This window comes from Streptomyces hokutonensis, assembly GCF_042751305.1.
Lineage (GTDB): Bacteria > Actinomycetota > Actinomycetes > Streptomycetales > Streptomycetaceae > Streptomyces > Streptomyces hokutonensis_A.
In genome coordinates this window covers 1-21,535 of sequence record NZ_JBHYWD010000015.1, presented here as the reverse complement: position 1 = coordinate 21,535, position 21,535 = coordinate 1, and the positions used below count along the sequence as shown (strand labels likewise).

Annotated in this window: 26 protein-coding genes and 2 tRNA genes; 11 read left to right on the top strand and 17 right to left on the bottom strand. The window is 69.4% G+C overall.

The window, feature by feature from the left end:
- Positions 1 to 289: 289 nt before the first annotated feature.
- The 14 genes from ACFXC1_RS33035 to ACFXC1_RS32970 all read right to left on the bottom strand — a co-directional run bounded on the left by ACFXC1_RS33035 (position 290) and on the right by ACFXC1_RS32970 (position 11,496).
- Positions 290 to 1,654, bottom strand: coding sequence for a tyrosine-type recombinase/integrase (locus tag ACFXC1_RS33035; protein ID WP_381249681.1), 1,365 nt, complete (start codon positions 1,652 to 1,654; stop codon positions 290 to 292).
- The gene (locus tag ACFXC1_RS33030; RefSeq protein WP_381249678.1) at positions 1,651 to 1,860 is read right to left on the bottom strand and encodes a helix-turn-helix transcriptional regulator; all 210 of its coding nucleotides are present in this window, start codon (positions 1,858 to 1,860) and stop codon (positions 1,651 to 1,653) included. Before ACFXC1_RS33030 ends, ACFXC1_RS33035 begins: the two co-directional genes overlap by 4 nt.
- A gap of 329 nt (positions 1,861 to 2,189) precedes the next feature.
- Entirely contained in the window at positions 2,190 to 3,734 is a 1,545-nt protein-coding gene (locus ACFXC1_RS33025) for a YfjI family protein (protein WP_381249675.1), read from the bottom strand.
- Positions 3,731 to 4,726 (bottom strand): bifunctional DNA primase/polymerase, encoded by a 996-nt coding sequence (locus ACFXC1_RS33020; RefSeq protein ID WP_381249672.1) that lies wholly within the window; start codon positions 4,724 to 4,726, stop codon positions 3,731 to 3,733. Before ACFXC1_RS33020 ends, ACFXC1_RS33025 begins: the two co-directional genes overlap by 4 nt.
- Positions 4,723 to 5,412 (bottom strand): class I SAM-dependent methyltransferase, encoded by a 690-nt coding sequence (locus tag ACFXC1_RS33015; RefSeq protein ID WP_381249669.1) that lies wholly within the window; start codon positions 5,410 to 5,412, stop codon positions 4,723 to 4,725. Before ACFXC1_RS33015 ends, ACFXC1_RS33020 begins: the two co-directional genes overlap by 4 nt.
- 89 nt (positions 5,413 to 5,501) lie before the next feature.
- Positions 5,502 to 5,735: a hypothetical protein gene (locus ACFXC1_RS33010; protein WP_381249666.1), complete on the bottom strand. Its 234-nt coding sequence runs from the start codon at positions 5,733 to 5,735 to the stop codon at positions 5,502 to 5,504.
- A gap of 16 nt (positions 5,736 to 5,751) precedes the next feature.
- A complete protein-coding gene (locus ACFXC1_RS33005) occupies positions 5,752 to 6,216 on the bottom strand; it encodes a hypothetical protein (protein ID WP_381249663.1) in 465 nt (154 codons plus the stop codon).
- A gap of 168 nt (positions 6,217 to 6,384) precedes the next feature.
- Positions 6,385 to 8,448 carry a plasmid transfer protein TraB gene (gene traB / locus ACFXC1_RS33000; protein ID WP_381249660.1) on the bottom strand — a complete coding sequence of 688 codons (2,064 nt, stop codon included), beginning with the start codon at positions 8,446 to 8,448 and terminating at the stop codon, positions 6,385 to 6,387.
- Between the two features lie 12 nt (positions 8,449 to 8,460).
- Positions 8,461 to 9,087 carry a plasmid transfer protein TraA gene (traA, locus tag ACFXC1_RS32995; protein WP_381249657.1) on the bottom strand — a complete coding sequence of 209 codons (627 nt, stop codon included), beginning with the start codon at positions 9,085 to 9,087 and terminating at the stop codon, positions 8,461 to 8,463.
- 19 nt (positions 9,088 to 9,106) lie between these two features.
- Positions 9,107 to 9,595 carry a hypothetical protein gene (locus ACFXC1_RS32990; RefSeq protein ID WP_381249654.1) on the bottom strand — a complete coding sequence of 163 codons (489 nt, stop codon included), beginning with the start codon at positions 9,593 to 9,595 and terminating at the stop codon, positions 9,107 to 9,109.
- A 29-nt stretch (positions 9,596 to 9,624) separates the two neighbouring features.
- Complete coding sequence (locus tag ACFXC1_RS32985; protein WP_381249649.1) at positions 9,625 to 10,008, bottom strand: RRQRL motif-containing zinc-binding protein; 384 nt, start codon at positions 10,006 to 10,008, stop codon at positions 9,625 to 9,627.
- Positions 10,009 to 10,022: 14 nt separating this feature from the next.
- A complete protein-coding gene (locus ACFXC1_RS32980; RefSeq protein WP_381249646.1) occupies positions 10,023 to 10,913 on the bottom strand; it encodes a DUF2637 domain-containing protein in 891 nt (296 codons plus the stop codon).
- A complete protein-coding gene (locus ACFXC1_RS32975; protein ID WP_381249643.1) occupies positions 10,910 to 11,236 on the bottom strand; it encodes a hypothetical protein in 327 nt (108 codons plus the stop codon). The genes ACFXC1_RS32980 and ACFXC1_RS32975 overlap by 4 nt, the downstream gene beginning before the upstream one ends.
- On the bottom strand, positions 11,233 to 11,496 hold the full coding sequence (locus tag ACFXC1_RS32970) for a DUF6284 family protein (protein WP_381249640.1): 264 nt from the start codon (positions 11,494 to 11,496) through the stop codon (positions 11,233 to 11,235). The genes ACFXC1_RS32975 and ACFXC1_RS32970 overlap by 4 nt, the downstream gene beginning before the upstream one ends.
- 479 nt (positions 11,497 to 11,975) lie before the next feature.
- On the opposite strand from ACFXC1_RS32970, the gene ACFXC1_RS32965 reads away from it, so the two are divergent.
- The 4 genes from ACFXC1_RS32965 (at position 11,976) to ACFXC1_RS32950 (ending at position 14,821) form a co-directional block, all read left to right on the top strand.
- Positions 11,976 to 12,734, top strand: coding sequence for a GntR family transcriptional regulator (locus ACFXC1_RS32965; protein ID WP_381249637.1), 759 nt, complete (start codon positions 11,976 to 11,978; stop codon positions 12,732 to 12,734).
- Positions 12,715 to 13,332, top strand: a complete 618-nt coding sequence (locus ACFXC1_RS32960) for a GNAT family N-acetyltransferase (RefSeq protein WP_381249635.1) — start codon at positions 12,715 to 12,717, stop codon at positions 13,330 to 13,332. Before ACFXC1_RS32965 ends, ACFXC1_RS32960 begins: the two co-directional genes overlap by 20 nt.
- A gap of 416 nt (positions 13,333 to 13,748) precedes the next feature.
- Positions 13,749 to 14,561: a polysaccharide lyase family 7 protein gene (locus tag ACFXC1_RS32955; RefSeq protein ID WP_381249632.1), complete on the top strand. Its 813-nt coding sequence runs from the start codon at positions 13,749 to 13,751 to the stop codon at positions 14,559 to 14,561.
- Positions 14,562 to 14,608: 47 nt separating this feature from the next.
- Entirely contained in the window at positions 14,609 to 14,821 is a 213-nt protein-coding gene (locus ACFXC1_RS32950) for a hypothetical protein (protein ID WP_093627344.1), read from the top strand.
- Positions 14,822 to 14,849: 28 nt separating this feature from the next.
- Here the strand turns inward: ACFXC1_RS32950 and ACFXC1_RS32945 are convergent, their stop codons facing one another.
- Positions 14,850 to 15,506, bottom strand: a complete 657-nt coding sequence (locus ACFXC1_RS32945; protein ID WP_381249629.1) for an NAD(P)H-binding protein — start codon at positions 15,504 to 15,506, stop codon at positions 14,850 to 14,852.
- Between the two features lie 281 nt (positions 15,507 to 15,787).
- A complete protein-coding gene (locus ACFXC1_RS32940) occupies positions 15,788 to 17,065 on the bottom strand; it encodes an amidohydrolase family protein (RefSeq protein WP_381249626.1) in 1,278 nt (425 codons plus the stop codon).
- Between the two features lie 267 nt (positions 17,066 to 17,332).
- Here ACFXC1_RS32940 and ACFXC1_RS32935 point away from each other — a divergent pair.
- From ACFXC1_RS32935 to ACFXC1_RS32915, 5 genes are all read left to right on the top strand, one after another.
- Positions 17,333 to 17,405: transfer RNA gene (locus tag ACFXC1_RS32935), tRNA-Thr, on the top strand.
- Positions 17,406 to 17,451: 46 nt separating this feature from the next.
- Positions 17,452 to 17,524: transfer RNA gene (locus tag ACFXC1_RS32930), tRNA-Met, on the top strand.
- Positions 17,525 to 17,612: 88 nt separating this feature from the next.
- Entirely contained in the window at positions 17,613 to 17,777 is a 165-nt protein-coding gene (gene rpmG, locus ACFXC1_RS32925; protein WP_003948671.1) for a 50S ribosomal protein L33, read from the top strand.
- Between the two features lie 90 nt (positions 17,778 to 17,867).
- A complete protein-coding gene (locus ACFXC1_RS32920) occupies positions 17,868 to 18,320 on the top strand; it encodes an FAS1-like dehydratase domain-containing protein (protein ID WP_381249623.1) in 453 nt (150 codons plus the stop codon).
- A gap of 1 nt (position 18,321) precedes the next feature.
- Positions 18,322 to 18,750 (top strand): MaoC family dehydratase, encoded by a 429-nt coding sequence (locus ACFXC1_RS32915; protein WP_381249620.1) that lies wholly within the window; start codon positions 18,322 to 18,324, stop codon positions 18,748 to 18,750.
- A 79-nt stretch (positions 18,751 to 18,829) separates the two neighbouring features.
- On the opposite strand, the gene ACFXC1_RS32910 is transcribed toward ACFXC1_RS32915, so the two are convergent.
- Positions 18,830 to 19,252 carry a hypothetical protein gene (locus tag ACFXC1_RS32910; RefSeq protein ID WP_381249617.1) on the bottom strand — a complete coding sequence of 141 codons (423 nt, stop codon included), beginning with the start codon at positions 19,250 to 19,252 and terminating at the stop codon, positions 18,830 to 18,832.
- A gap of 83 nt (positions 19,253 to 19,335) precedes the next feature.
- Between ACFXC1_RS32910 and ACFXC1_RS32905 the strand changes: the two genes are divergently transcribed.
- Both ACFXC1_RS32905 and ACFXC1_RS32900 read left to right on the top strand, forming a co-directional pair.
- Positions 19,336 to 19,908, top strand: coding sequence for a TetR/AcrR family transcriptional regulator (locus ACFXC1_RS32905; protein ID WP_381249614.1), 573 nt, complete (start codon positions 19,336 to 19,338; stop codon positions 19,906 to 19,908).
- 96 nt (positions 19,909 to 20,004) lie between these two features.
- The gene (locus ACFXC1_RS32900) at positions 20,005 to 21,468 is read left to right on the top strand and encodes a DHA2 family efflux MFS transporter permease subunit (protein WP_381249611.1); all 1,464 of its coding nucleotides are present in this window, start codon (positions 20,005 to 20,007) and stop codon (positions 21,466 to 21,468) included.
- The last annotated feature ends 67 nt before the right edge of the window (positions 21,469 to 21,535 follow it).

Here is a 21,535-nt window from a genome sequence, read left to right as displayed (position 1 = left end):
AATACAAACAAAAGCTCATCCTGCGCCCCGCGGAGAGCGTCTCGGGTGTCTGGCGGGCGCCCGCCCGGCCGTCGCCGACCCCCCCGGGGCGGGGCGGCGGCGGCGCGCCCAACCCCCCCCCCGCCCCCCCCACAAACACACACCCCCCCCCCGCCCGTCGTCTCCCCCCCCCCCCCCCGGGCCGTTTGTCATGCGTCCGTGGGATCAGTGCACTGTCTCACTCTGTCTCGTGTTCGAACGTTCTCTCTCGGATTTCGCGGACGGGGCGCGGACGGCGGCCACAGGCTCGTCAGCGATGCCGCCCCAACCGTTCGGAGATCTTGGCGTTCGCGGCCTCGTCTCCGTCACTGAGGAACTTGGCGTAGACGCGCAGCAGGACGGCGACGCTGTGGCCAGCGCGCTTCGCCACGAGCTGTGGTTCCACCCCGGAGCTGAGCCAGGTGGAAACCGCTGTGTGTCGAAGATCATAAGGGCGCTTGGCCAATGTCGACTCGTACTCGGCAGGAGTCAGGGCCCGCGACCGAGCCTCTGCCCAGACCTCCCCGTAACCGGTGTCCTGGATCAGTCCACCACGCTGCGTCTGGAAGAGTCGGCCGTCAGGAGCGATGCCGTACGCAGTGACGTGCCACCGCAGCAGAGCCACCAGCTCGGGCGGGATCGGGACCGGCCGCACCGCCTTCCGCGGCCGGTGCTTCAACCCCCGCTTCTCGTGTGGCTCTCCGCTGTCCGTCCACGCTGAGCCCGACCGGGGGCGCGTCTCCCCGATGCGAAGCATGCCCCACCCACGGCGCGGCAGGTCGCAGTCAGAGAGGCGCAGCCCGATGACCTCCGCCGGGCGCGCAGCCGCGTAGTACATGCAGCCGAAGAACGCCACCAGGCGCCGCCCACGGGGGCTCTGTTCACGTACGGCGGCCAAGAGCTTCGAGGCCTGCCCCGGATTCGGCACACAGGCGGGGTCAACCTCTTCTCCCACCTGTTCCGGGGCTTTCCACTTGATGCGAGTAAGAGGGTTCTCGGTGAGAAGTTCGGCATCCACCGCGTACTCAAGTGAGTTGTGGAAGATGGCGCGCTTTCGCTGGATCGTTCCAGCCGCTGCGGTCTTACCGTCCAGCTTCTTGGACAAGGCTTTCAGGGCGGCCCGTACGAGCAGACGTTCGGCGAGTGAGGACGTGGGCAGTGACTTTCGTTCGAACCAGTCCAGAGTCTTGGCTACGTCAGCCGGTATCTCCTTATCCCATCGGTTCTTGTTGAATGCCCAGCTATAGAGGGCGGTGCGGACGGCGCGAGCGTCGGGCATACCCTTGGTGTCCTTCACCAGCGCGGGTGTCACGGTCGCCATGGCCTCGGCCAGGGTGCGTCGCGTGGACCCCGGGGCGTCGTCCCATTTCATATCGATGTAGTTGCGGGCGTGCTCGTACCAGGAGATGTCCCGGTCTCTGACGACCAGTGACTTGGGGAGCCCGCTTTCCACGTCGAACGGTTCACCTGCGTTGGCTGCGGTGATGAGCTGAGCTTCGAAGCTTTTTGCAAGGCCCGATGTGAGGAACGATTCCGAGTGGGAACTCGTGCCCACGAACCAGCGGAGTTGGTAGGGCTTCCGATAATCGCGCTTCCGGATGGCCCAGAACTTGACGGTGTAACTCCACTCGGTCACGCAATTTCCATTTCGTCTTTGAACGCGTCCAGGACACTTCGGCGCACACAGATGCGGCCTGACTCCGTGCGGCGCGCTTCCGGCCCGTAACCGCGATCACGCCATCGATACCAGGTCGGCCGGCTGATGCCGAGTTCCACCAGGACGTCACTCAGAGGCAGTAGTTCGTCTTTTGGCGCGCGGCGCCGGCGGGTGGGGGTGCTCATGCGCGGATCTCCTCGGGGTAGAAGGAGGGAATTGCAGAACGAGGAGTCCTTTTGGATCCTCGCTTAGGAATCCGCTGACAGAACTGACAGAACCTCGCCGATAGGCCGCTGAACTGGGGTTTCGTCCGGTCCGTGATCTTTGACAGAACTGGGTTAAAACCTGACAGAACCTCGGTCGACGAGGTTCTGTCACAGAGCCTCCGACGTGGGGCGAGAAGTTCTGTCGAGTTTTAACTCGGTTCTGTCAAAACTGCGATCATGGCTGTCTGTGCAGGTCAGCGGCGTGCACGGAGGGTAGTGTCAGTTGTGTCGGCGCTTGGGAGGTTGTGTCAGGTGGCGCGGGCGATGCGAGGGTGGGATTCGTAGCGGGGCGAGGGCGGCCGGCCGCCGCGTCCGGTCCGCGGGGGAGGGGGGACCTGCCGGATCCACCCGTGTTCTTCGAGCAGGGCGAGGGCGGGGTCCAGGTCGCTGATGGCGGGGAAGTCCGCCCGCCGGAGCATGCGGAACAGCTCCCGCTTGGTGAACTGCGCCAGGCTGCCCGTGACGAGCTGCGCGAGGGCGGTGAGGGCGGCGTCGTGGGCGGGGTCGGCGCTCATGGTGTCGAACACGTCCAGGGCGTGCGCGGTGAAGTAGTCGCCCAGGGTGGTGGCGGCGGCCATGGTGGCGGCGTCGATGGGCTTGTGCCAGCCGTCCTCGGGGTGGGTGGCCAGGTGCAGTAGTCCGGCGATGCGGGCCACGGCCCCGTCCCGCTTGGAGGCCCACTTCACGATCGGGGCATAGCTCCCGTCCGGTCCGAGCCGGGACTCGGTCACCTTCTGGAACGCGAGCAGGACCGCGTCCGCCTCGGGAGTGAGCTGGAGCAGGGCAGGATCGGTCCAGCCGGACAGCACCAGGGTGAGCCCGCCCAACTGCCGGGCGTAGGTGGCCGCTACCTGCTCATCGAGCAGGTCGGGGGAGAGGTTGCGGCGCCCGACCAGAGAGAGCGGCTTGGAGTAGAGGAAGCGGGCGAGCAGGCCGCGGCCGTCCGCTCCGTCGATGCGGGAGAGCGCGTCGAGGACTTCGGGCTGGACGGCGAGGCCGATGGTGACGGCGGGCATGTCGATGTGCTGGGCTTCGCGGCCCTGGCGGTTGACGCGGATCATGTCGCCTGCGTGGCCCTTGAGGAACATGCCCATGTTGGGCTTTCCGCTGTAGCGGCCGGCGATGATGTCGAAGAGTTCGCCCTCGGCACTCAGGCAGGCGATCCGCCCGCCCTGCTGGTCCAGCAGGGTCCCGATGTTCTCCGGCGTCACGTCGTCCGCGACGAGCTGCGGGACGGCCGGAACGCTCAACTCGTCGACCGCCTGCGCGAGTTGGACGGCCTCCGCGGTCAGCGTGTCGCGCTCGCCGGGTTCGGCGCCGGCGGCCCGACCGGCGGCTTTGTCGGCAGCCGACTTGGCCAGGCGGATGGTGGTCTCAGCCTCCGCCCGGATCGGCCCCGACAGCTCGATCAGGGCTTTTTCCGCGGCGAGCAGCGGGCGGACCATGAGGTCGAACACGGCGCTCTTGCGGTTGCCGGGGTCCAGCGCGACGGCGGTGTAGATGTTGACGGGCTCGCGCCAGTGTCCGCGCACGCACACCTTCACGCGTCCGCCGGCGGCGGTGGCGATCACGGCGAGGGCGAGGCATCCGGCGAGGTCAGCGGGGGTCTGGGTCTCCTCCGCCACGCCGGAGACCATAGCGCCCAGCCACGGCGGGAGGGCGTCGACGGGGAACGGGGGGAGCGGAGGGCGGGACTTGAGGGGGACCGGTTCGTCCCAGACGGGTCCGGTGATGTCCTCGGCGGTCAGGTCGAACCCTTCCCACAGGTCCGGGGAAACGTCGTTGATGCTCATGCGGGCATCCCTCCGGCGGTCGGGTGCGGGTCAGTGACAACGGCTTTTCGGACGCCCTGGCGGGCGGCGTCTTTCGCGCCCAAAGCCGTTGCGGGCGAGGTGGGTTGGGCGGCTCGTGGAGCGTGGGGGAAGGCGCCCGCCATGCCGTTGGTGACGGCGCGTTCCGCGTATGCGGCGGGGACGCCGACCGAGACGGCAGCCGTGATGATCTGACGGCCGATCCCTTCCAGGTCGCAAGGTCCGGGGCACTGCGCGTGCTGCCTGGCCAGGAAACGGGCCACGCCGAACGCCTGTGATCCGGCGCCCGAATCGGCACGGGCGAGGACCATGGCCACACCGCGATCCAGGCCGGTGCCGACGTAGCCGGGGGTGTGGCGGCATCCCGTGGCCACGGTCGGATCCCACACGGTTCGCCCGGGGAGGGAAGAGACCACCCTGCCCGGGGCGAGGGTGGTCTCTTCACCTTCGACCAGGTCGCGGACGGCCGATGGCAGTGTGGCCATGTATCCGGTGCCGGGTCCCAGCCAACGGGCGTAGGACATGAGCGACTTGACGTCCACACCCGCCCGTACGGCGTTGTGGGAGGGCATGACGCCCCGGTAGATCCAGTGCTCACCCCGGGTCGTCGACACGAACCGCGTGGCGGGCAGCGCCTCGCGGGCCCACGCGACCGCCGCCGCGTTGTCGAGGTCGACCACGGTCACCCCGGCGCCCCCGGGGTGGTAGGCGACCGCCGCCGCCTGCCGCCATGCCGCTTCCCACCGGGGGGAGGTGAGGACGTGCGGGTCGGTGGTGGCGGCGGCCCACGCGTGGCAGGGAGCTATGCAGCGGCAGGGGCCCGGGGTCTTCATGTTCGGCCGGCCGCCGCACGTGTTCTTCGCGCAGGTGCGGCAGTTGCCGAACGGTACCTTTCCCGCCCGCAGCGGCAGCGGCGGAACGCCAGCCGCCGCGAGGTTGAGCGCGGTCCGCAGATGGGCGATTGCGGTGGTCATGCGACCGCCCCCAGCGTCCCCGCACCAGCGAGGTAGGCGCGGCCGATGAACTCGCTGTAGGCGGGCGGGATGCACTCGCGGATGCCCTCACGGGTCATCCACTCCACACCCATGACGCGGCGGGCGAGGGGGACGCCTGAGAAGTTGCCGACGAACTGCCCGTACCAGCCGGGCGGGACAGGGCGGCCCATCTTGGCCTGGGGCACGGTGTGGGCGGGGTGTTCTGGCTGGTGGAGGGTGAAGCCCCCGCCGGTTTCGAAGTACCGGTGCCGGTAGGTGTGAAGCCCGAACATCGCCCCGCAGAGCATCACGGGGGTCCGGAGCTTGGGCAGCGCGCCCCGCACGTTTTCGATCACCCAGGGGCGCCCGGTGGTTTCGAGGGCGGCGCGGGTGGGGTCGATCAGGTCGGGGTGGGCGTTGCCGTGCAGGCGCTGGCAGTCGCTGTCCAACTGGCACGGCGGCGAGGCATGGATGAAGTCGAACTCGGCTCCGTGCTCACGGATGAAGTCGACCGCGTCACCCTGCACGAACGGGAAGGGGTAGAGGGGCTGCGGGTCAATGTCGATGCCGGTCACGTCGAAGCCGGCGTCGGCGTAGCCCTTGCCCGCGCCGCCCTGTCGGCAGAACGCGTCCAGCAGCCGCGGCGGGTTGCCGCGTACTCGCCGGATGTGGGTGGGTTGGGTCATGCTGGAGACCTCCAACAGGTCTGTTGAGGACTGGTTGGCAAGGGCGGCCCCCATGTCTCGCCAAAGAACCGGGGCCGCCCTTGGCGCAGCTAGTGGCGGCTGTTGCCCGCGCGTCGGATCAGGCTCGCGATCGTGGCCACGGTGGACCAGTCGAGGTTGGCGAGCCATCCGACGATGAAGCGGTCGTGGGAGCCGAGGACCACGTCGGCGTTGTCGAGTTCGTTGAGCAGGGCGGCGTGCTGCTTGCTCGGACTCATGTGGCCGATCGGTGGCGAGTCCAAGGGGACGTCGGAGATGGGCTGCGGCTCGAATGGGGGTTGCATGGCTCTCCTGGGGTTGTTAGCCGTAGAAGTGGTTGCGCTTGATGACGGCCTTGCGGATGTGGACTGTGCTCCCGTCGCGGCCGTTGGTGATGGCGCGGGCGGGCATGCGCAGGGCGATGACGAGCAGGGCGATCCACATGGCGGCTCCGGAGCCGAATCCGGCGGCGGCGCTGATGACTTGGCCGATGCCGTAGCCGAGACCGCCGGACAGCGCGCCCCCGCCGATCCCGGCTCCGATGAGCCGTTGGGCGATCGGGTCGAGCAGCGGGAGCGGGGTCAGGTCGCGCGGCTCGGGGCGGACCATGGGGGCGGGGGCGAGGTGCTTGGGCATGGGGACCATGCGGCCGTAGGCGTCGGGCACCCACACCACCGGTCCCCGCTCGCCGTACAGCTCCACCGGAGCGGGAGCGGGAGCGGGGGTGGTGAGGGGCTGGGGGGTGTGGAGTTCGAGCGGGGCGGGGCGGTGTTCGAGGTGCGTCACGAGGGGTTCCCTTCGGGACGGGAGCGGGCTCGCGCCAGGGTGTGACGGGGCCCGCGGGCGGGTGTGACGTGATGGTGTGAGGGGGTGTGACGGGCCGCTGTTCCGGCGCGTCACACCCGCTCCCGCCTAGGGGTTTGGGTGTGACGGACCCGTCACATGTGACGGGTGTCAGGCGGCTGTGAGGGCGGGGACGATGCGCCACCGGCCGGTGGTGTTCGTCTGCTCCAGGCGGCCTTCCATGGCCGCGTCCTTCAGCCGCTTGGACACCCACGAGCGGGAGAGGCTGTGGCGGTCGCACCAGTCCATGAAGTCCACAGGACCCACGACCATGTGCCCGGCTTCCTCGAACTCCTCCAGCGCCTGAGCGAACAGTTCCCGGGCTTCCTCCGGGGAGGGCTTGTGGCCTGTCTCCTGTCCGAAGATCGGGGCGTCGTCGCCCTCTTCAACCCCGGGGAGTTCCACCTCGGGGTCGATGTCTGCGTCCTCGGGGTCGACGAGCAGACCGGCCGGTTCCATGTCGTCCTCCTCGGCAACGGCCCGCAGCCCGGCCGGCCGCGGCCCGACACTGGTGTCGGTGTCGGTGGTGCGGCCGGTGTAGGCGCGGCCGGCGACCGAGGACGCGGCCCCGGCGGTGATCGGGTCCGCGGTGGCGCCGTTGTGCTGCACCCACGCCGCGAGTTGCTCCATGACGGGCACGGCGCGGGTGGTGAAGCGGCGGGTGCGGCCCGGGGAGGGGTAGCGCGCTTCGTCGATCCCGGGGGAGACGACGTAGCAGTAGCCGGGGCGCCGGTTGCCCCACGCGCCGGGGTGGGCGCCCGCGTCGATGACCGTCTCCGGCAGTGCGAACCCCTCATCCCGCGCGTCGCAGCCGAGTGCGATGACGGACGGGAGCGAGGCGCGGGTGGAGGTGGACATCTGGTCGTAGGACGGCCGCTGCAACGAGACGATCAGCGAGACGCCCGCGCTACGGGCCTCCTGAGCGATCCCGGTGAACGCGTCGTCCCCGAGGTTGCGCAGGGTGTTGGCGGCTTCCTCGAACCAGGCGACCAGGAACGGCATCCCCTCACACCCGCAGGCGCGGCCGTCCGGGCGGCAGGAGTGTTCCGGGTCGTTCTGCGTCTCTGCCGCTGCGGGCACCCACTGCCGGTAGCCGTGGGCCCCGAGCCAGCGCGTACGGGCCGGGATGACGGATTCGACGGCCGCGACCATGATCTCCGTCTGGCTGCCCCCTTCGGCAGCCCAGTCCAGCCCGGGACGCAAGGGCGCGAAGTCCTGGAACGCCTTCGGGTCGGAGAACCAGACGATGACGTCCCGGCGGGAGAGGACCTCCGTCAGCAGGTTCAGGGCGGCATCGCCCTTGCCGGAGCCGGACTGGCCTGCGATCAGGCCGTGGGTGGAGTTGCGGCCCGCGTCGGGGTCGCCGGGCAGCCACATCACCAGCAGGGAGCCGTCGTCGTAGCGGCCGATGACCAGCGGATCGGCGATCGATCCCCCGAGGTTGGAGGGGCCCTCCCACTCCAGCACCTCGGACAGCATGTCCTCGGGGACGATGACGAGTTCGCCGCGGCGGACCGAGCTGGGGTCGGGTGTGTAGCGCACGGCGGACGTCGGCAGGTCCAGGGCGGAGGCGATCCGTACCAGGGCCTTGGCGACGTCGTCGTTGGTCTGCTCGCCCGGCTGCAAGGCGATTGGCGCGGTGACCCGGTTGGGTTCCACCTTCGCCGCACCGATCTGCGCCCGCGCCAGCCCCACCTTCTCCAGCAGGCCCCCGTCCGAACTTGCGGTGGCGCCTTCGGGGTTGTGACGCATGACCATGCGCACGTTCCACGACAGCGCCATCGCGGGCCCGCCCATCAGGAACAGGTCATCGATCGGCCCGGCCGTGGGTCCGGCCAGGCACGCCGCGGTCACCCATGCCGAACCGGCGGCGACGGTGACAGCGGAGTGGAGGCGGCGCTGCTTGCTGACGCCCTTGCCCGCGGCCCACGCCACTCCGGTGAGGGCGACGGAGGCGAGGGTGAGGCCGACGCCGGCCGCGGCGCTGTCGGGCCACCGCTCGTGGCCGATGGCTCCGGCCGCGCCGGTCGCCAGCCACCCGAGCCACGGGGGCAGGTGCGGCTTGGCCCGGTGCAGGAGGTAGGCGCGGATGGTGCCGCCGGAAGCGTCGTGCGTGGTGGTGGGGAGGGTGAGCGGGTAGGTCCGGCCCTCCTGGTCGGTCCACTGCTGAGCCATGGTCGAACCTCCTTACTGCTGGGCCCAGTTCATGACCGGCTGTGCCGGCTTGCGGGCGCGGTGACGGACGCGGTTGATCTCTTCCTCGAACTCCTGCTGGAAGGTGGAGTAGCAGGAGGCGGCGTTCTTCGCCGCGTCGCGCAGGGCGTCGGCGGACTTGCGCATCTTGCGGGAGACCTTCCGGGCGCGCAGGCGGGAGCCGAACGCGCGGCCCTCAGGGTCCGGCACCGCACTCAGTACGCCCTGGATGATCTCGGCAGCCATCGCCACCTCGATGGAGAGCATCACGCCAGCTGCTCGCAGGGAGTTGCAGTAGTTGCGGACCTGCGCGGGGGAGCCGAACTCCGGGGCGGGCAGCAGGGAGTCCGAGTGCGAGCGGCCCCCGCCGTGGCGGGCGCCGCCCTGGTGCTTGGTGTTGTTGACCGTGACGTTGATCGGCGGGACGAACGAGCCGCCCACCGCTCCAACGAAGTTGCCGGCCGCGGCGCCGATACCGGCCCCGATACCGGCCCCGGTGTTGATGAACTTCTGTCCCTTGTCGCTGGCTCCGGTGGTGGTGTTGACGCGCGGCCTACCCGCGTGCTGAGCCTGGCGGTGCTGCCGGTTGGCGGCCCGGTTGGCCGATCCGTTGTCTGCCATCAGACGTGTCTCCTCAAGCTCAGTGGGTGCGGCGGACGATGAGCCATGCGGACTGCGCGATGATCAGGGCCAGCAGCCAGACCAGGCCGAGCGAGCCGGCCAGCGGGCCGAACCCGGCGGCCAGTGCTGCCCACGAGCCGGTGAGGGTGGCGAGTGCGGTCAGGGCGATGCGCCAGGCCAGCGCGGAACGGTGGGCGGGGCGGCGGTGCTGCATGATGCCCAGCCACACCGCCGGGGCGATGGCCAGCGGTGCGAGGACCAGGCCGGTCCACCAGCCGAGCGCGTGCAGGAGTGCGGTCACGACCAGCGCGAGCAGGGCGAGGCCGGTCGGGGCGAGCGCGCGGCGGAAGTGCCACAGCGTCCGCCCGAGGAAGCCGAACGCCTCGCGGGTCAGCGAGGGGCGGTCGGGGACGACGATCAGGAACGGCTGCGAGCGGCGCCCGCGCTGGTGCGGGATACGGACGGTGTGAACCCCGGCGGTGCCGCGGGCTCGGGTACGGCTGGACACAGCGAAACTCCCAAGTGCAGTAGGGGTGTTCAGGCGGCGCGCTGTTCGTCGTCGGGGTAGGCGCAGGGCACGCACATGCCGAGCGAGGCGGGGATGACGTAGCCGGCGTCCGCGCGGCAGTTCGGGCAGGTGCGGCGGGCGAGATTGGCCTTGGCGAGCGCGGCCCGCTTGGCCGGCGTCATCGGCCGGACGGGCTTGGCGTGGTCGAGTCGGTAGAAGTAGGCGACCAGCGGGCCGCGCCGGTAGCGCGGGCGTAAGGCCTGCGCGGCGACCTCCTGGCCACCGGGGCGTAAGCCGCGGGCGCGGAGTTGGCGGCGGGTGGCGTAGCCGTCGGGGACGTGGCGCCAGGGGAAGGTGGGTATCCCGTAGCGGGCGCCGTTGGGGTCGAAGCACTTGGCGAACGTGAGCGACATGACCCGCTCCCCCTTCAACTGGCGATAGTGGAAGGGAAGTTGGCCAGGTGCGGCTCCCGAGCCTTGACCCGACCGCGGGCCGTGCGGGCGGTGGACTGCGACGTGCCCAGCCCCGCGGCGTCCATCGCCATGACCATGCGGGTGGTGCTCGGCTGGGTGAAGTCGCTCCCGTACAGGGCCCGCACCAACTGATCCACCCGGTTCGCGTAGACCACCGGAGCGCACAGATCGACGGCCGTCGATGACACCGCGACGGGTGCCGCTTCTACAGTGACGGGCGTCGACGCGGGCTCGACTTCCGGCACGAACGCCGGTAGTTCGGGAACCAACTCGGTCTCCCGCATGGGCACCGTGGACGAAGTGGACGTGGGGCGGTCGACGCTCACTTCGACGGGCGTCGACGGGGCTTCGACGCCCGGCGGCGGGAGAGTGACGCCCGTCGACGCGCGGCGGGCGAGGTAGGCGTGGACCTGCCGCATGAGCGCGCCGAACGCGAGCAGCGCGGCCACCGGGGGAACGGCGGCGACCACGTAGTTGAGGGCGCCCGCGTCCTGGCCGACGCCGGCGACGTTGAGGCCGATGGAGGCTCCATCGCCTGCGGTGACCAGGCCGATTGCCCACCAGTCGACCCGGTGGGCGAGCGAGGCACGCAGGATCAGCAGCTCACCGATGACGATGAACAGGTCCACTGTGGCGGGCCACGCCCACGAGCGGGCGACCGCTTGGGCCATGCCGTGTGCGGCGGCGACTTCCTGCAAGTGTTCGTAGGAGAGCCAGAACGCCACCGCGGTCAGTACCACCGTGAGGACGCTCGCCAGGGTGGTGATCGCGTAGTCCACGGCGACGGGCGTCAACGGCGCTTCGACGGGCGTCGACCGCACGTCGACGCGGGCGGCGGCGCTCATGCCGCACCGACCGGTACCGGGGCGCAGAGGTCGCCGTAGCCGATCAGTTCCAGCTCAGTGCCCGCGTGGTCGACGACTGTGCGCAGCATCTGTGTACGGCCGTCGCGCTGCACGGTGTAGGTCACCGCGTCCGGGGTGACGTCCAGTGCCTCGCGCCAGGCCTCGAAGTCCGGCAGACCGGAGTGGAAGGACAGCTCCAGCCGGTTCGGGTAGATGGGGGACACGTGCACGTTCGGTGCCGGCAGGTGTCCGAAGTCCGCGGTCAGCAGACGCAGCACCCGCAACGGCACGGACAGGTCGTCCAGGCTCAGCGCGGCGCTCATGCGGCGGCCTCGGAGACCGAAGCGGCCTGGTTCGTGACTGCGAGGCGGGTGGCCAGCACCTTGCGGTGGGCCCGGCGCAGTCGGCGGGTGTCCGTCTCCGTGACCGGCCGGTCCAACAGCGCGATCTGCACGTCCAGCAGTTCAAGCTCAGCGTTGATCAGCGGAGCCTCACGCTCGATCTCGTCCAGCTCCGCGTCCGTGGGCTCAAGCCACTCGGCGAACGCGGTAACAGCTTCCTGAACTGTGACGATGTGGTTCATTGGGTCGTGACTCCTTAGTCGATGGAACGGCCCGAACAGCGGCTCCCGGGTGGCACCCCGGGAGCCGCGCGCCGTTGAAGTCGGAAAGTCCGGCTCCCCTCAGCGCCGCTCGTGCGAGACGAGCGACGGAGGCAACCGGCCGCAGCCGTTGTGCTGCGAAATGGTCGAAATGCGCTGCACCGCGCACGGGGGCAGAACCCGCACGCGCCTGCCCTCTTTGATTGCGAGGGGGGCGGGATTCCCTCAGGCACACTGTTGAGTTTTCAAACAACAGGCACTTCCTTCGTACTCACCCCTGCGGGCTTTCCTCCGGGCGCCAATACTCGTACGGCAAGGTCGTACGTGACACCCCGTCTGGCTTGTCTGGAGGAGTGCCGTGACATGAGATTGCACGACTCCGGCTTGGAGAGTCAAGCCCCCTGGTCTAACTTGTACGGAGGAGTTGGAGTGGAGGGAATGGAATGCCGATGCGGCGAGGGATGACCAAGGCGCAGGAGATCGCGTTTGACCTGCGCGAACGGATCCTGTCTGGGGACTTGAAGGGCGGAGAGGCTCTGCCGAGCGAGGCTCAGATGATGAGCCAGTACGGCTACAGCCGGGAGACCATTCGCGCCGGCGTGCGCACCTTGATTGAGGAAGGGCTAGTCGTCACAGGCCAGGGCCAGGGGAAGTACGTCCGTGAGGACTACCCGCCAGTCGTGTGGAACTGGACGACGCTGGAAAGCCGTAGTCGTCACGCCAATGCGGTAGAGGGCCAAACGGCCGGTGACCAGTGGGCAAGCGCCATCGCTCAGGACGGGAAGGCGCCTCGCCAGGACATCACGGTGTCGATCGTGGAACCGCCGAACCATGTCCGCGAGTGCCTCGAACTGCCTGAGGACGGTTTGGCCGTAGCGCGGAAACGCATTCGGTACGTCGACAGCCGTCCCTATGCACTCGCGGACTCGTACTTCCCTCAGGAACTCGTGGCAGGCACACCCTTGATGGAGCCTCGCGATGTCTCGGCTCCCGGCGGCATCCTGGCTTCGGTGGGGCTCGTGCAAGCCAAGTACAGGGATGAGATTGCAGTGCGCATGCCGACCCGACAGGAGGCCGAACTACTTGCCCTGCCAGCCGCAACACCGGTCGCGGAACACACTAGAACGGGCTATGACGCGGACGGTCGACCGCTCCGTTGCATGGTCACCATCCTTCCCGGAGACAGGCACAAGATCCTCTATGAAGTCAGCACAGACTGAGTACCTCCGCCCCGCATCGGCTGAGGATGTACCCGCCCTGATGGCGCTTCGTGCGGAAGCGGAAGGGTGGCTGCGCACCAAGGGAACTGACCAGTGGAGCGACCCCGAGACGGGCGAGCGCGCGATTTCGAAGTGGCACACCAACATCGATGAAGGCCGTGCCTGGGTTGTGGTCGGCGAGCGTGAGCAGGTGCTCGCCACCGTCAGCCGAGGTGCCGTGGATCGGGACTTCTGGACAGATGCCGATCACCCCGAAACCGCGCTCTACCTCTACAAGTTGATCGTTTCGCGGGAGGCTTCTGGCCGGCATCTCGGTACACGGGTGGTCGACTGGATGTCTCGTCTTGCAGCCCTAGAGGGGCGAACCTGGGTGCGCATTGATACATGGCGCACAAACACAGGTCTGCACGCCTACTACGAGCGGTTGGGCTTCAGGCATGTGCGCACAGAAGCGCCATCTCACAGGCGCTCTGGGTGGCTCGCTCAACGGCCAGCAGGCGAACTCGCCATGCCCCAAGACCTGCTCGCTGTATCCCCACGAGGGGGTTGGCAAGGCGATGTGAGCGCACATGCCGAAGGGTCACTCAGGGAGGGGTGATGTGCACTCAGGTGTCGCGTCTGCCCAGCTGGATCCAGGCGTCGGCGGACGAGGTGCGGACGCCAGGGGGTGAGTTGGTCTCGGATCTCTCCGTATCCGCAGGTCAACGGCGCTTTGAGTGTGCAATCTTGAGGGGACTGTAAATCTGCCGGCTCAGCCTACCCAGGTTCGAACCCTGGCGCCGCCACATGATCGAAAGGGTCTGTGCTCAGCAGCATTGCTGAGCACAGACCCTTTCGTCGTTCCCGGAGCGTTCCGCCGCCTTCCGCCGCCCCGTTCCCAGTCTTGACGTGACCGTGCCACAGCCCTACTGTCGCGGCATCGCGTTCATGTTGAAACACAAAGTTCATATATGTGAACACATATGAACGCGCATCGCCAACCGAGTCCATCGAGCAGACAGGAAGGCACCCCCCATGCGCATGCGTACGCTGCTCACCTCCCTGGCCACCGTCACCGCCGTGACCGGTGGGCTGGCCCTCACGGCTCCGGCCGCGTCGGGCAGTACCGACGTCACCGGCACCGTCGCCTCACCCCTCGCGGACCCGACCGTCGCGCCCGGCGGGAACTTCGACCTGGGGGCGTGGCAGCTCCAGGAGCCGGTGGGTTCCCCGGGCTCGCCCACGACCATCTCGTCGGCCCGGCTCCAGGGGGCCAACGGCTTCCAGGACTCGTACTTCTACACGGACACCCGGGACGGTGCGATGACCTTCTGGGCGCCGGAGAAGGGCGTCACCACGCCCAACTCGAACTACGCCCGCTCCGAACTGCGGGAGATGAACCGCAGCGGCAGCGCCGCCAACTGGTCGCTCAGCGGCACGCACACGATGAAGGCGACGCTACGGGTCGTCTCCGTCACCTCGAACGTCTGCGTGGGCCAGATCCACCTCGGCACGGGCGGCACGTCCACCAAGCCGCTGCTGGAGCTCTACTACCGGTCGAGCGGCGAAATCGTCCTCGGCACGGAGAACTCGCCCGACGGCGGACAGACGCTGCACACCGTAGGCAACGTGGCGGTCGGCAAGACATGGAGCTACACGATCGGCGTCTCGGGCGGCAACACCATCAATCTGACGGTCAACGGGAGCACCACGCACTACGCCATCCCGTCGTCCTTCAACGCCTACAAGCAGTACTTCAAGGCCGGTTCGTACAACCAGTCGTCCTCCGACAGCACCACCAAGGGTGCCCGGGTCGCCTTCTACGGACTCACCGTCTCCCACAGCTGAGCGAGCCTCGACGGCCGACGCGGCCCGCGGCGGGGCAGACTGATCCCATGTCGTCACGCCGCAGGAGTTGCCCCGAGTGCCGTCGCGAGATCGCCGTCGTCGCCGGACGGTTCGCGCGTCACGACCCGCCCGGCGCACGCGAGAGCGGCGAGCTCGTGTCGTGCCCCGGCTCGCGGCGACAGGCGGAACTGGGGGCGGCCCAGCCCGCGTTGGACGGTTACGCGGTGCCGGACTTCCCGGGCCAGATGCCGCTGTTCTAGGCAGTAGGAGAACGTCCGGCGGACAAGCTCAGTTCCCCGCCACCGACTTCACCGCCACCGACACCGGCGCGGATCCACCGATCAACTCCAGCGTCAGCCCGGCCGTCGCCGGAGTGTCCACCAACTCCGCGAGTACGGCGGCCACATCGTCGCGCGGGATCGAACCGAGCCCGGTATGGGCCTCCAGGCGGACCAGGCCCCGGCCGGCGTCGTTCGTGAGCGAACCGGGGCGCAGAATCGTCCAGTCCAGGGCATCCAGTCCGCGTACATACGCGTCGGCCTCGCCCTTGGCCCGCAGGTACACGTCGAACACACCGTCCCCGCGGTGCGCCGGATCCGCGCCCATCGAGGAGACGACGACATGACGCCGTACGCCCGCCAGGACCGCCGCGTCGGCGAACAGCACCGCCGAACCCCGGTCCACCGTGTCCTTCCGGGCCGTACCGCTGCCCGGGCCCGCGCCCGCCGCGAAGACCGCCGCGTCCGCGCCCCGCAGCAGCGCCGCGACCTCCTCGACCGAGGCCGACTCCAGGTCGAGCACGAGCGGTTCGGCGCCGGCCGCCCGCAGATCGTCGCTCTGTCCGGCGTTGCGGATGATGCCCGCGACCTCTTCACCACGCGCGGCGAGCAGGCGCTCCAGCCGCAGCGCGATCTGACCATGACCTCCAGCGATGACAATGCGCATGCCTTCGACCGTACGCCCGGACGGCCGCACGCGCCGCATGACTTCAGCCGCGTCCCAGCAGCACACCCCCGCGACGCACGCGCCGGGCGCGCGAGCAGGGATGCGTACGGGCCTTCGCGCCCCAGGCGTACGCCCCCGAGCGGCACCGGTCACACCAAGCGGATCACCCACTGCACCCAACCCCTGCTTCGGGTTGCGTCGAGCGGCTTACGGACCGCGCTCGGCTGCTGCCTTAGGTCATGTCGAGCAGCTCAGACACCGCGCCCCGTCTCCGGCCCGGCTCACGACACCTCGCCCCGCCCCTGCCGTGGCAGCCCCAACTCCGCGCCCGCCGCCGTGTTGCAGTACTCCCGCACCGCGCTCGTCCGTGCCACCACGCGCCCCCGGTGCACCACGATCCGGCTGTACGCCAGCGAGAGCGCGCCCGCGAGCCGGTCGCCGCGCACCGCGAGGAGTTCGGCCGGAAATCCCGCCTCGACCCGCACCTCGGGCAGACCGAGCGCCGCCCGTGCCGACGAACTCACCGTGTCGTACGCGTCCTCGGGCCGCATCCCGTGCCGCGAGGCGAGCAGGTAGGCCGCCTCCAAGGGGTCGCCGCGGCCCACAGGGTTGGACACGTCGCGCAGGGCGCCGCTGCCCGCGGCCACCTGGACGCCGGCCGTGCGCAGGAGCCGTAGGGGAGCCGTGCCCCGCCGGTCGACGCCGCCGCAGCCGCCCTGCGGCAGGCACACCACCGTCACGCCGGCGGCGGCCAGTTGGTCCGCGATCCGGGTGACCGTGTCCGCGGGCAGCCGCCCCAGGCCCCCGCACGGGCCGAGCGTCACCCCGGGGCGCATCCCGCCCGCGACCGCCGCCAGCCGGGCGAGACGGGCCGGATCGGCGGCGTCCGTGTGGAGGTCGACCGGGCAGCCGTGCTCGGACGCGACATCGAGGACCGCCTCCACGTACCCCGTCGGATCGGGGTCCAGATCTGGACAACCGCCCACTACGGAGGCACCCATTTTCAGCGCGTCCCGCAGTATCGCGAGCCCGTCCGCCCCCGCCACCCCGGTCAGCAGCCGGGGCATCGCCACCGCCGTCAACTCCGCCAGCCCGCGCAGCGCCCGCCGCGCCTGCAGTACGGCGGCCAGTGCGGTGAGCCCCTGGACGTCCCCCACGCGCACGTGTGCCCGCTGCGCCGTCGCCCCGTGCCCGAGCTGCAGCAACGCGGCCTCCGTGGCGCGGCGCTGGACGTCCTGGGGGTCGTAGGAGACGGGTCCGCCGTTCTCGGCCGACAGAGCGGTGTCGCTGTGCGCGTGCGGTTCGGCCGGGGCAGGGAGGAGGAGATAGCCGCCGAGGTCCACGCGCGCGCCGCACGCGCGCGTGGCCTCCGTCGCCAGGCTGCCCGCCGTGCCGACCGCCTCGATGCGCCCGCCGCCCAGCCGTACGTCCACGGTCCTGCCGTCGGTCAGCCGGGCCCCGCACAGCAGGAGCGCGGCCGGGTCGGCCGGTCCCGACGAGCCCGAGGAACCCGACGGACCCGAGGACGAGTGGGACGGCTGGGGCTGGCTGTCGGGCATCGCGCTCCAGGGGCTCAGGGCTTCGCGGGCTCGGCTTCGGGGCTCACGGCGGGGGGCTGCGCAAAGGGGCGCAAGATCACGCAGAGTGAGTCGAGCCTAGGGCGGTGATCCGCTCGCGGCGCGGAGGAGCGCAATAGTCGTACCGGTGTGGTCCGCCGTGCGGGAGGGGCCCGAGAGGCCTTCGGGAGGGCCGTGGAAGGGGCTGGAGCGGTGCCGGGAAACGGATTTGGGTGAACGGCGGCGGAGCGTGTAATGTCTTCATCGCTCGCCCCAATAGCTCAGTCGGTAGAGCGTCTCCATGGTAAGGAGAAGGTCTACGGTTCGATTCCGTATTGGGGCTCTGGTGTGAGAGGTTCCTACCGCAAGGTGGGAACCAATCCCATCACAGCGGTGTAGCTCAGTCGGTAGAGCAAGCGGCTCATAATCGCTGTGTCACCGGTTCAAGTCCGGTCACCGCTACTGACAGTAGCCGATTGTGGGGTCGGTCCTTCGATCGGCTACTCTGTTATGCGTTCATAGTCCCATCCGTTCGTCAAGGAGCACTCCTGTGGCTGCCACCGACGTCCGCCCGAAGATCACGCTGGCCTGCGTGGAGTGCAAGGAGCGGAACTACATCACCAAGAAGAACCGGCGTAACAACCCGGACCGACTGGAGATGAAGAAGCACTGCCCGCGTTGCAATGCGCACACCGCGCACCGCGAAACGCGATAAATACAGGCTCGTACACGAGGCCGTCCCCGCACGTTGGGGGCGGCCTCGCGTCGTTATCAGCAGAGCAGACACATCAGGAGGTGCCGAGTCATGGCGCTCGACCAGTCCTTCGTGGGGCGGACCTACCCGCCCACCGACCCCTATGAGGTGGGCCGGGAGAAGATCCGTGAGTTCGCGGAGGCGGTGGGGGACGCCAACCCGGCATACACGGACCCGGAGGCCGCCAAGGCGCTCGGCCACTCCGATGTGATCGCCCCGCCCACCTTCGTCTTCTCCATCACCTTCAAGGCCGCGGGACAGGTCGTCCAGGACCCGCAACTCGGCCTCGACTACAGCCGTGTGGTGCACGGCGACCAGAAGTTCGTCTACGTCCGCCCCGTGCGCGCCGGCGACCGCCTCACGGTCACGTCCACGATCGAGGCGATCAAGTCGATGGCGGGCAACGACATCCTGGACGTCCGCGGCGAGGTCCACGACGAGGCGGGCGAACACGTGGTGACCGCCTGGACCAAGCTGGTGGCCCGCGCGGCGGAGGAGAACTGACGTGACCGCGAAGATCGCGTACGACGACATCGAGGTCGGCACCGAGCTGCCGGCCCGGACCTTCCCCGTGACCCGCGCCGCTCTCGTCCAGTACGCGGGCGCCTCCGGGGACTTCAACCCGATCCACTGGAACGAGAAGTTCGCCAAGGAGGTCGGGCTCCCGGACGTCATCGCGCACGGCATGTTCACCATGGCCGAGGCGATCCGCGTGGTCACCGACTGGGCCGGCGACCCGGGCGCGGTCGTCGAGTACGGCGTCCGCTTCACCAAGCCCGTCGTCGTCCCGAACGACGACCAGGGCGCGACCGTCGAGGTCAGCGCCAAGGTAGCGGCCAAGCTCGACGACAACACGGTCCGCGTGGACCTCGTGGCGACCAGCGCCGGCCAGAAGGTGCTCGGGATGTCACGAGCCGTCGTACGACTGGCGTGAACTTGAGCTGAAGTAAGGGGCGTCCGCCGTTGCGGGCGCCCCTTACTCGCAGAGCGGCGGCCCCAGCACCCGCCGTCGGTCAGTGAGCCCCGCCTCCGACTTGCCGGACCCATACGGGAAATGGCATGCCATCCGGCTCGGACATGTCCGTGGCGAGGAAGGCCTCGACGATGGGTGCGAGGTCGTACGAGGGCCGGTAGCTCCCGCCGAACGGCAATTCGGTCACCGGCAGTGACGCCGTCGAGCAACGGAGGTGGCCCGACTGTGTGTCGTGCCACACGTAGAACGTCGCGACTCCCGGGAAGCCCAGTTCGCGGATCCGGGACCGGAGGGCTTCGGCGGTGCGCTCGAAGGCGGTCACCACGGCGGCGACGGAGGGAGCGGGCCCGTCGTCCGGCTCAGGGCCCAGGCGCCAGGTGTTGGTGTCCACCTCCGTACTCCGGTCGGCGGGGTTCAGTATGAGGGGCTCGTCCGCGAGCTCCGCGATCCAGGTCAGCAGCACGGGAGCAGTATCCGGGCCGCTGCCCGGAACTCCGCCGGACCCACCCCTTGACTTGGTTAGTGATTGAGTACTAACTTTCTCGCATGGTCAGGATGAGCGCAGAAGAGAGGCGCGAGAGCGTCGTCCGCGCGGCGGTCGCCGAGTTCGCGCAGCGGGGGTACTACGGCACCTCCACGGAGGCGATCGCCAAGCGGGTCGGTGTCTCGCAGCCGTATCTCTTCCGGCTCTTCCCGGGCAAGAAGGCGATGTTCGCGGCGGCCGCGCTCAGGTGTGTCGAGGACGTGTGCCGGGTCATGGAGGAGTCGTCCAAGGGGCTTGAGGGCGAAGAGGCCCTGCATGCCATGGCCAACGGCTATGTGCGGCTCATCACGGAGCACCCCGAGAAGCTCCAGATGCAGATGCAGACCTACATCACGGTGGCCGCCGCCGAGGCGGAGGGCGACCACGAGTTCGGCGAGGCCGTGCGGAAGGGCTGGATGAAGCTCTGGGACGTCGTGCATCTGCCCCTGGGGGGCGATGTGGACGGGACCACGACCTTCCTGGCGTACGGAATGCTGATCAACACCCTTGCGGCCATGGGTTTTCCGCCGGAGCACCGGGTCTGGGAGGGGTTGTACCCGGAGGCCCGTGTCACCGGTCGGCTGGAGAAGTCGTAGCGGCGGACGAGAGGCGGATTCTGCGCCTTTTCATGACCGTCAAAGTTAGTCATCAATAACTAATTGCCAGTAGTGATCACCCACACTGGGGGAGCGATGTCAGAACAGACCGCACCGCGCGGGGGCATGGTCTGGGCCCTCGTCATCACCAGCGTCGCCGGATTCATGGCGGCCCTCGACAACCTCGTCGTCACCACTGCCCTGCCCTCCATCCGCAAGGACCTCGGGGGCGCGCTGGGCGACCTGGAATGGACCGTCAGCGCCTACACGCTCACCTTCGCCGTCCTGCTGATGTTCGGCGCGGCCCTCGGTGACCGGTTCGGCCGGCGGCGGCTCTTCCTCGTCGGCATCACCATATTCACCGGCGCCTCCGCCGCCGCGGCCATGGCGACCGGCATCAACTCCCTGATCGCGGCCCGCGCGGTCCAGGGCGTCGGCGCGGCGATCATGATGCCGCTGACACTGACCCTCCTCACCGCGGCCGTACCCGCCGCCAAACGCGGTATGGCCTACGGCATCTGGGGCGCCGTCAACGGACTCGCCGTCGCCTCCGGACCGCTCATCGGCGGCAGCCTCACCGAACACGTCTCCTGGCACTGGATCTTCTGGCTGAACGTCCCGCTCGGCCTGGCCCTGATCCCGCTCGCCCGCCTCCGCCTCTCCGAGTCCCACGGCACCGGCGCCCCGCTCGACTTCCCCGGCACCCTGCTCGTCAGCGGCGGCCTCTTCGGGATCGTCTACGGCCTGGTCCGCGGCCCCGCCGACGGGTGGGCCAGCCCCCTCGTCCTCACCGGGCTCTTCGCGGGCGGCGCGCTCATCGTCGGCTTCGTCATCTACAGCGTCAACGCCAAGAACCCCATGCTCCCGATGCGGCTGTTCCGCTCCCGCGCCTTCTCCGGGATCAACGCCGCGAGCCTGCTGATGTTCCTCGGGATGTTCGGGTCGATCTTCCTGCTCAGCCAGTACATGCAGGGCGTCCTCGGCTACTCGCCCACCGAGGCGGGCCTGCGGATGCTGCCCTGGACCGGTATGCCGATGCTGGTCGCGCCCATCGCCGGCATCCTCTCCGACCGCGTCGGCGGCCGCCCGGTCGTCGCCGCCGGCCTCTTCCTCCAGGCCGCAGGGCTCGGCTACATGGCGTACATCGTCACCACCGACGTCTCCTACGCCGCCCAGCTGCCCGGTCTGATCCTCAGCGGGATCGGCATGGCCCTGTACTTCGCACCGGCCGCCAACCTGGTCATGTCCAGCGTCCGCCCGTCGGAACAGGGCATCGCCTCCGGCGCCAACAACGCGCTCCGCGAGGTGGGCGGCGCCCTCGGCATCGCGATCATGGCGTCGATCTTCTCGGCACAGGGCGGCTACGACACCGGCCAGAGCTTCGTCGACGGACTGAAGCCCGCGCTGGTCACCGGCTCGGGCGTGGTCGCCCTCGCCGGCATCGCGACCCTGCTGATCCCGACGAGGCGCCGCGCGGCGGAACTCGTGAAGGTGGCCGAGTCGGCGGAGTCGACCGAAGGCTCCGGGGCCGAGTCGGTCATGGAGCCGGCCGGCCGCTGAGCACGCACAACCGGCACGACTGGGAACCAACCTGCGGCACGCGCGCGTGGGGCCCCACCGGATTTGG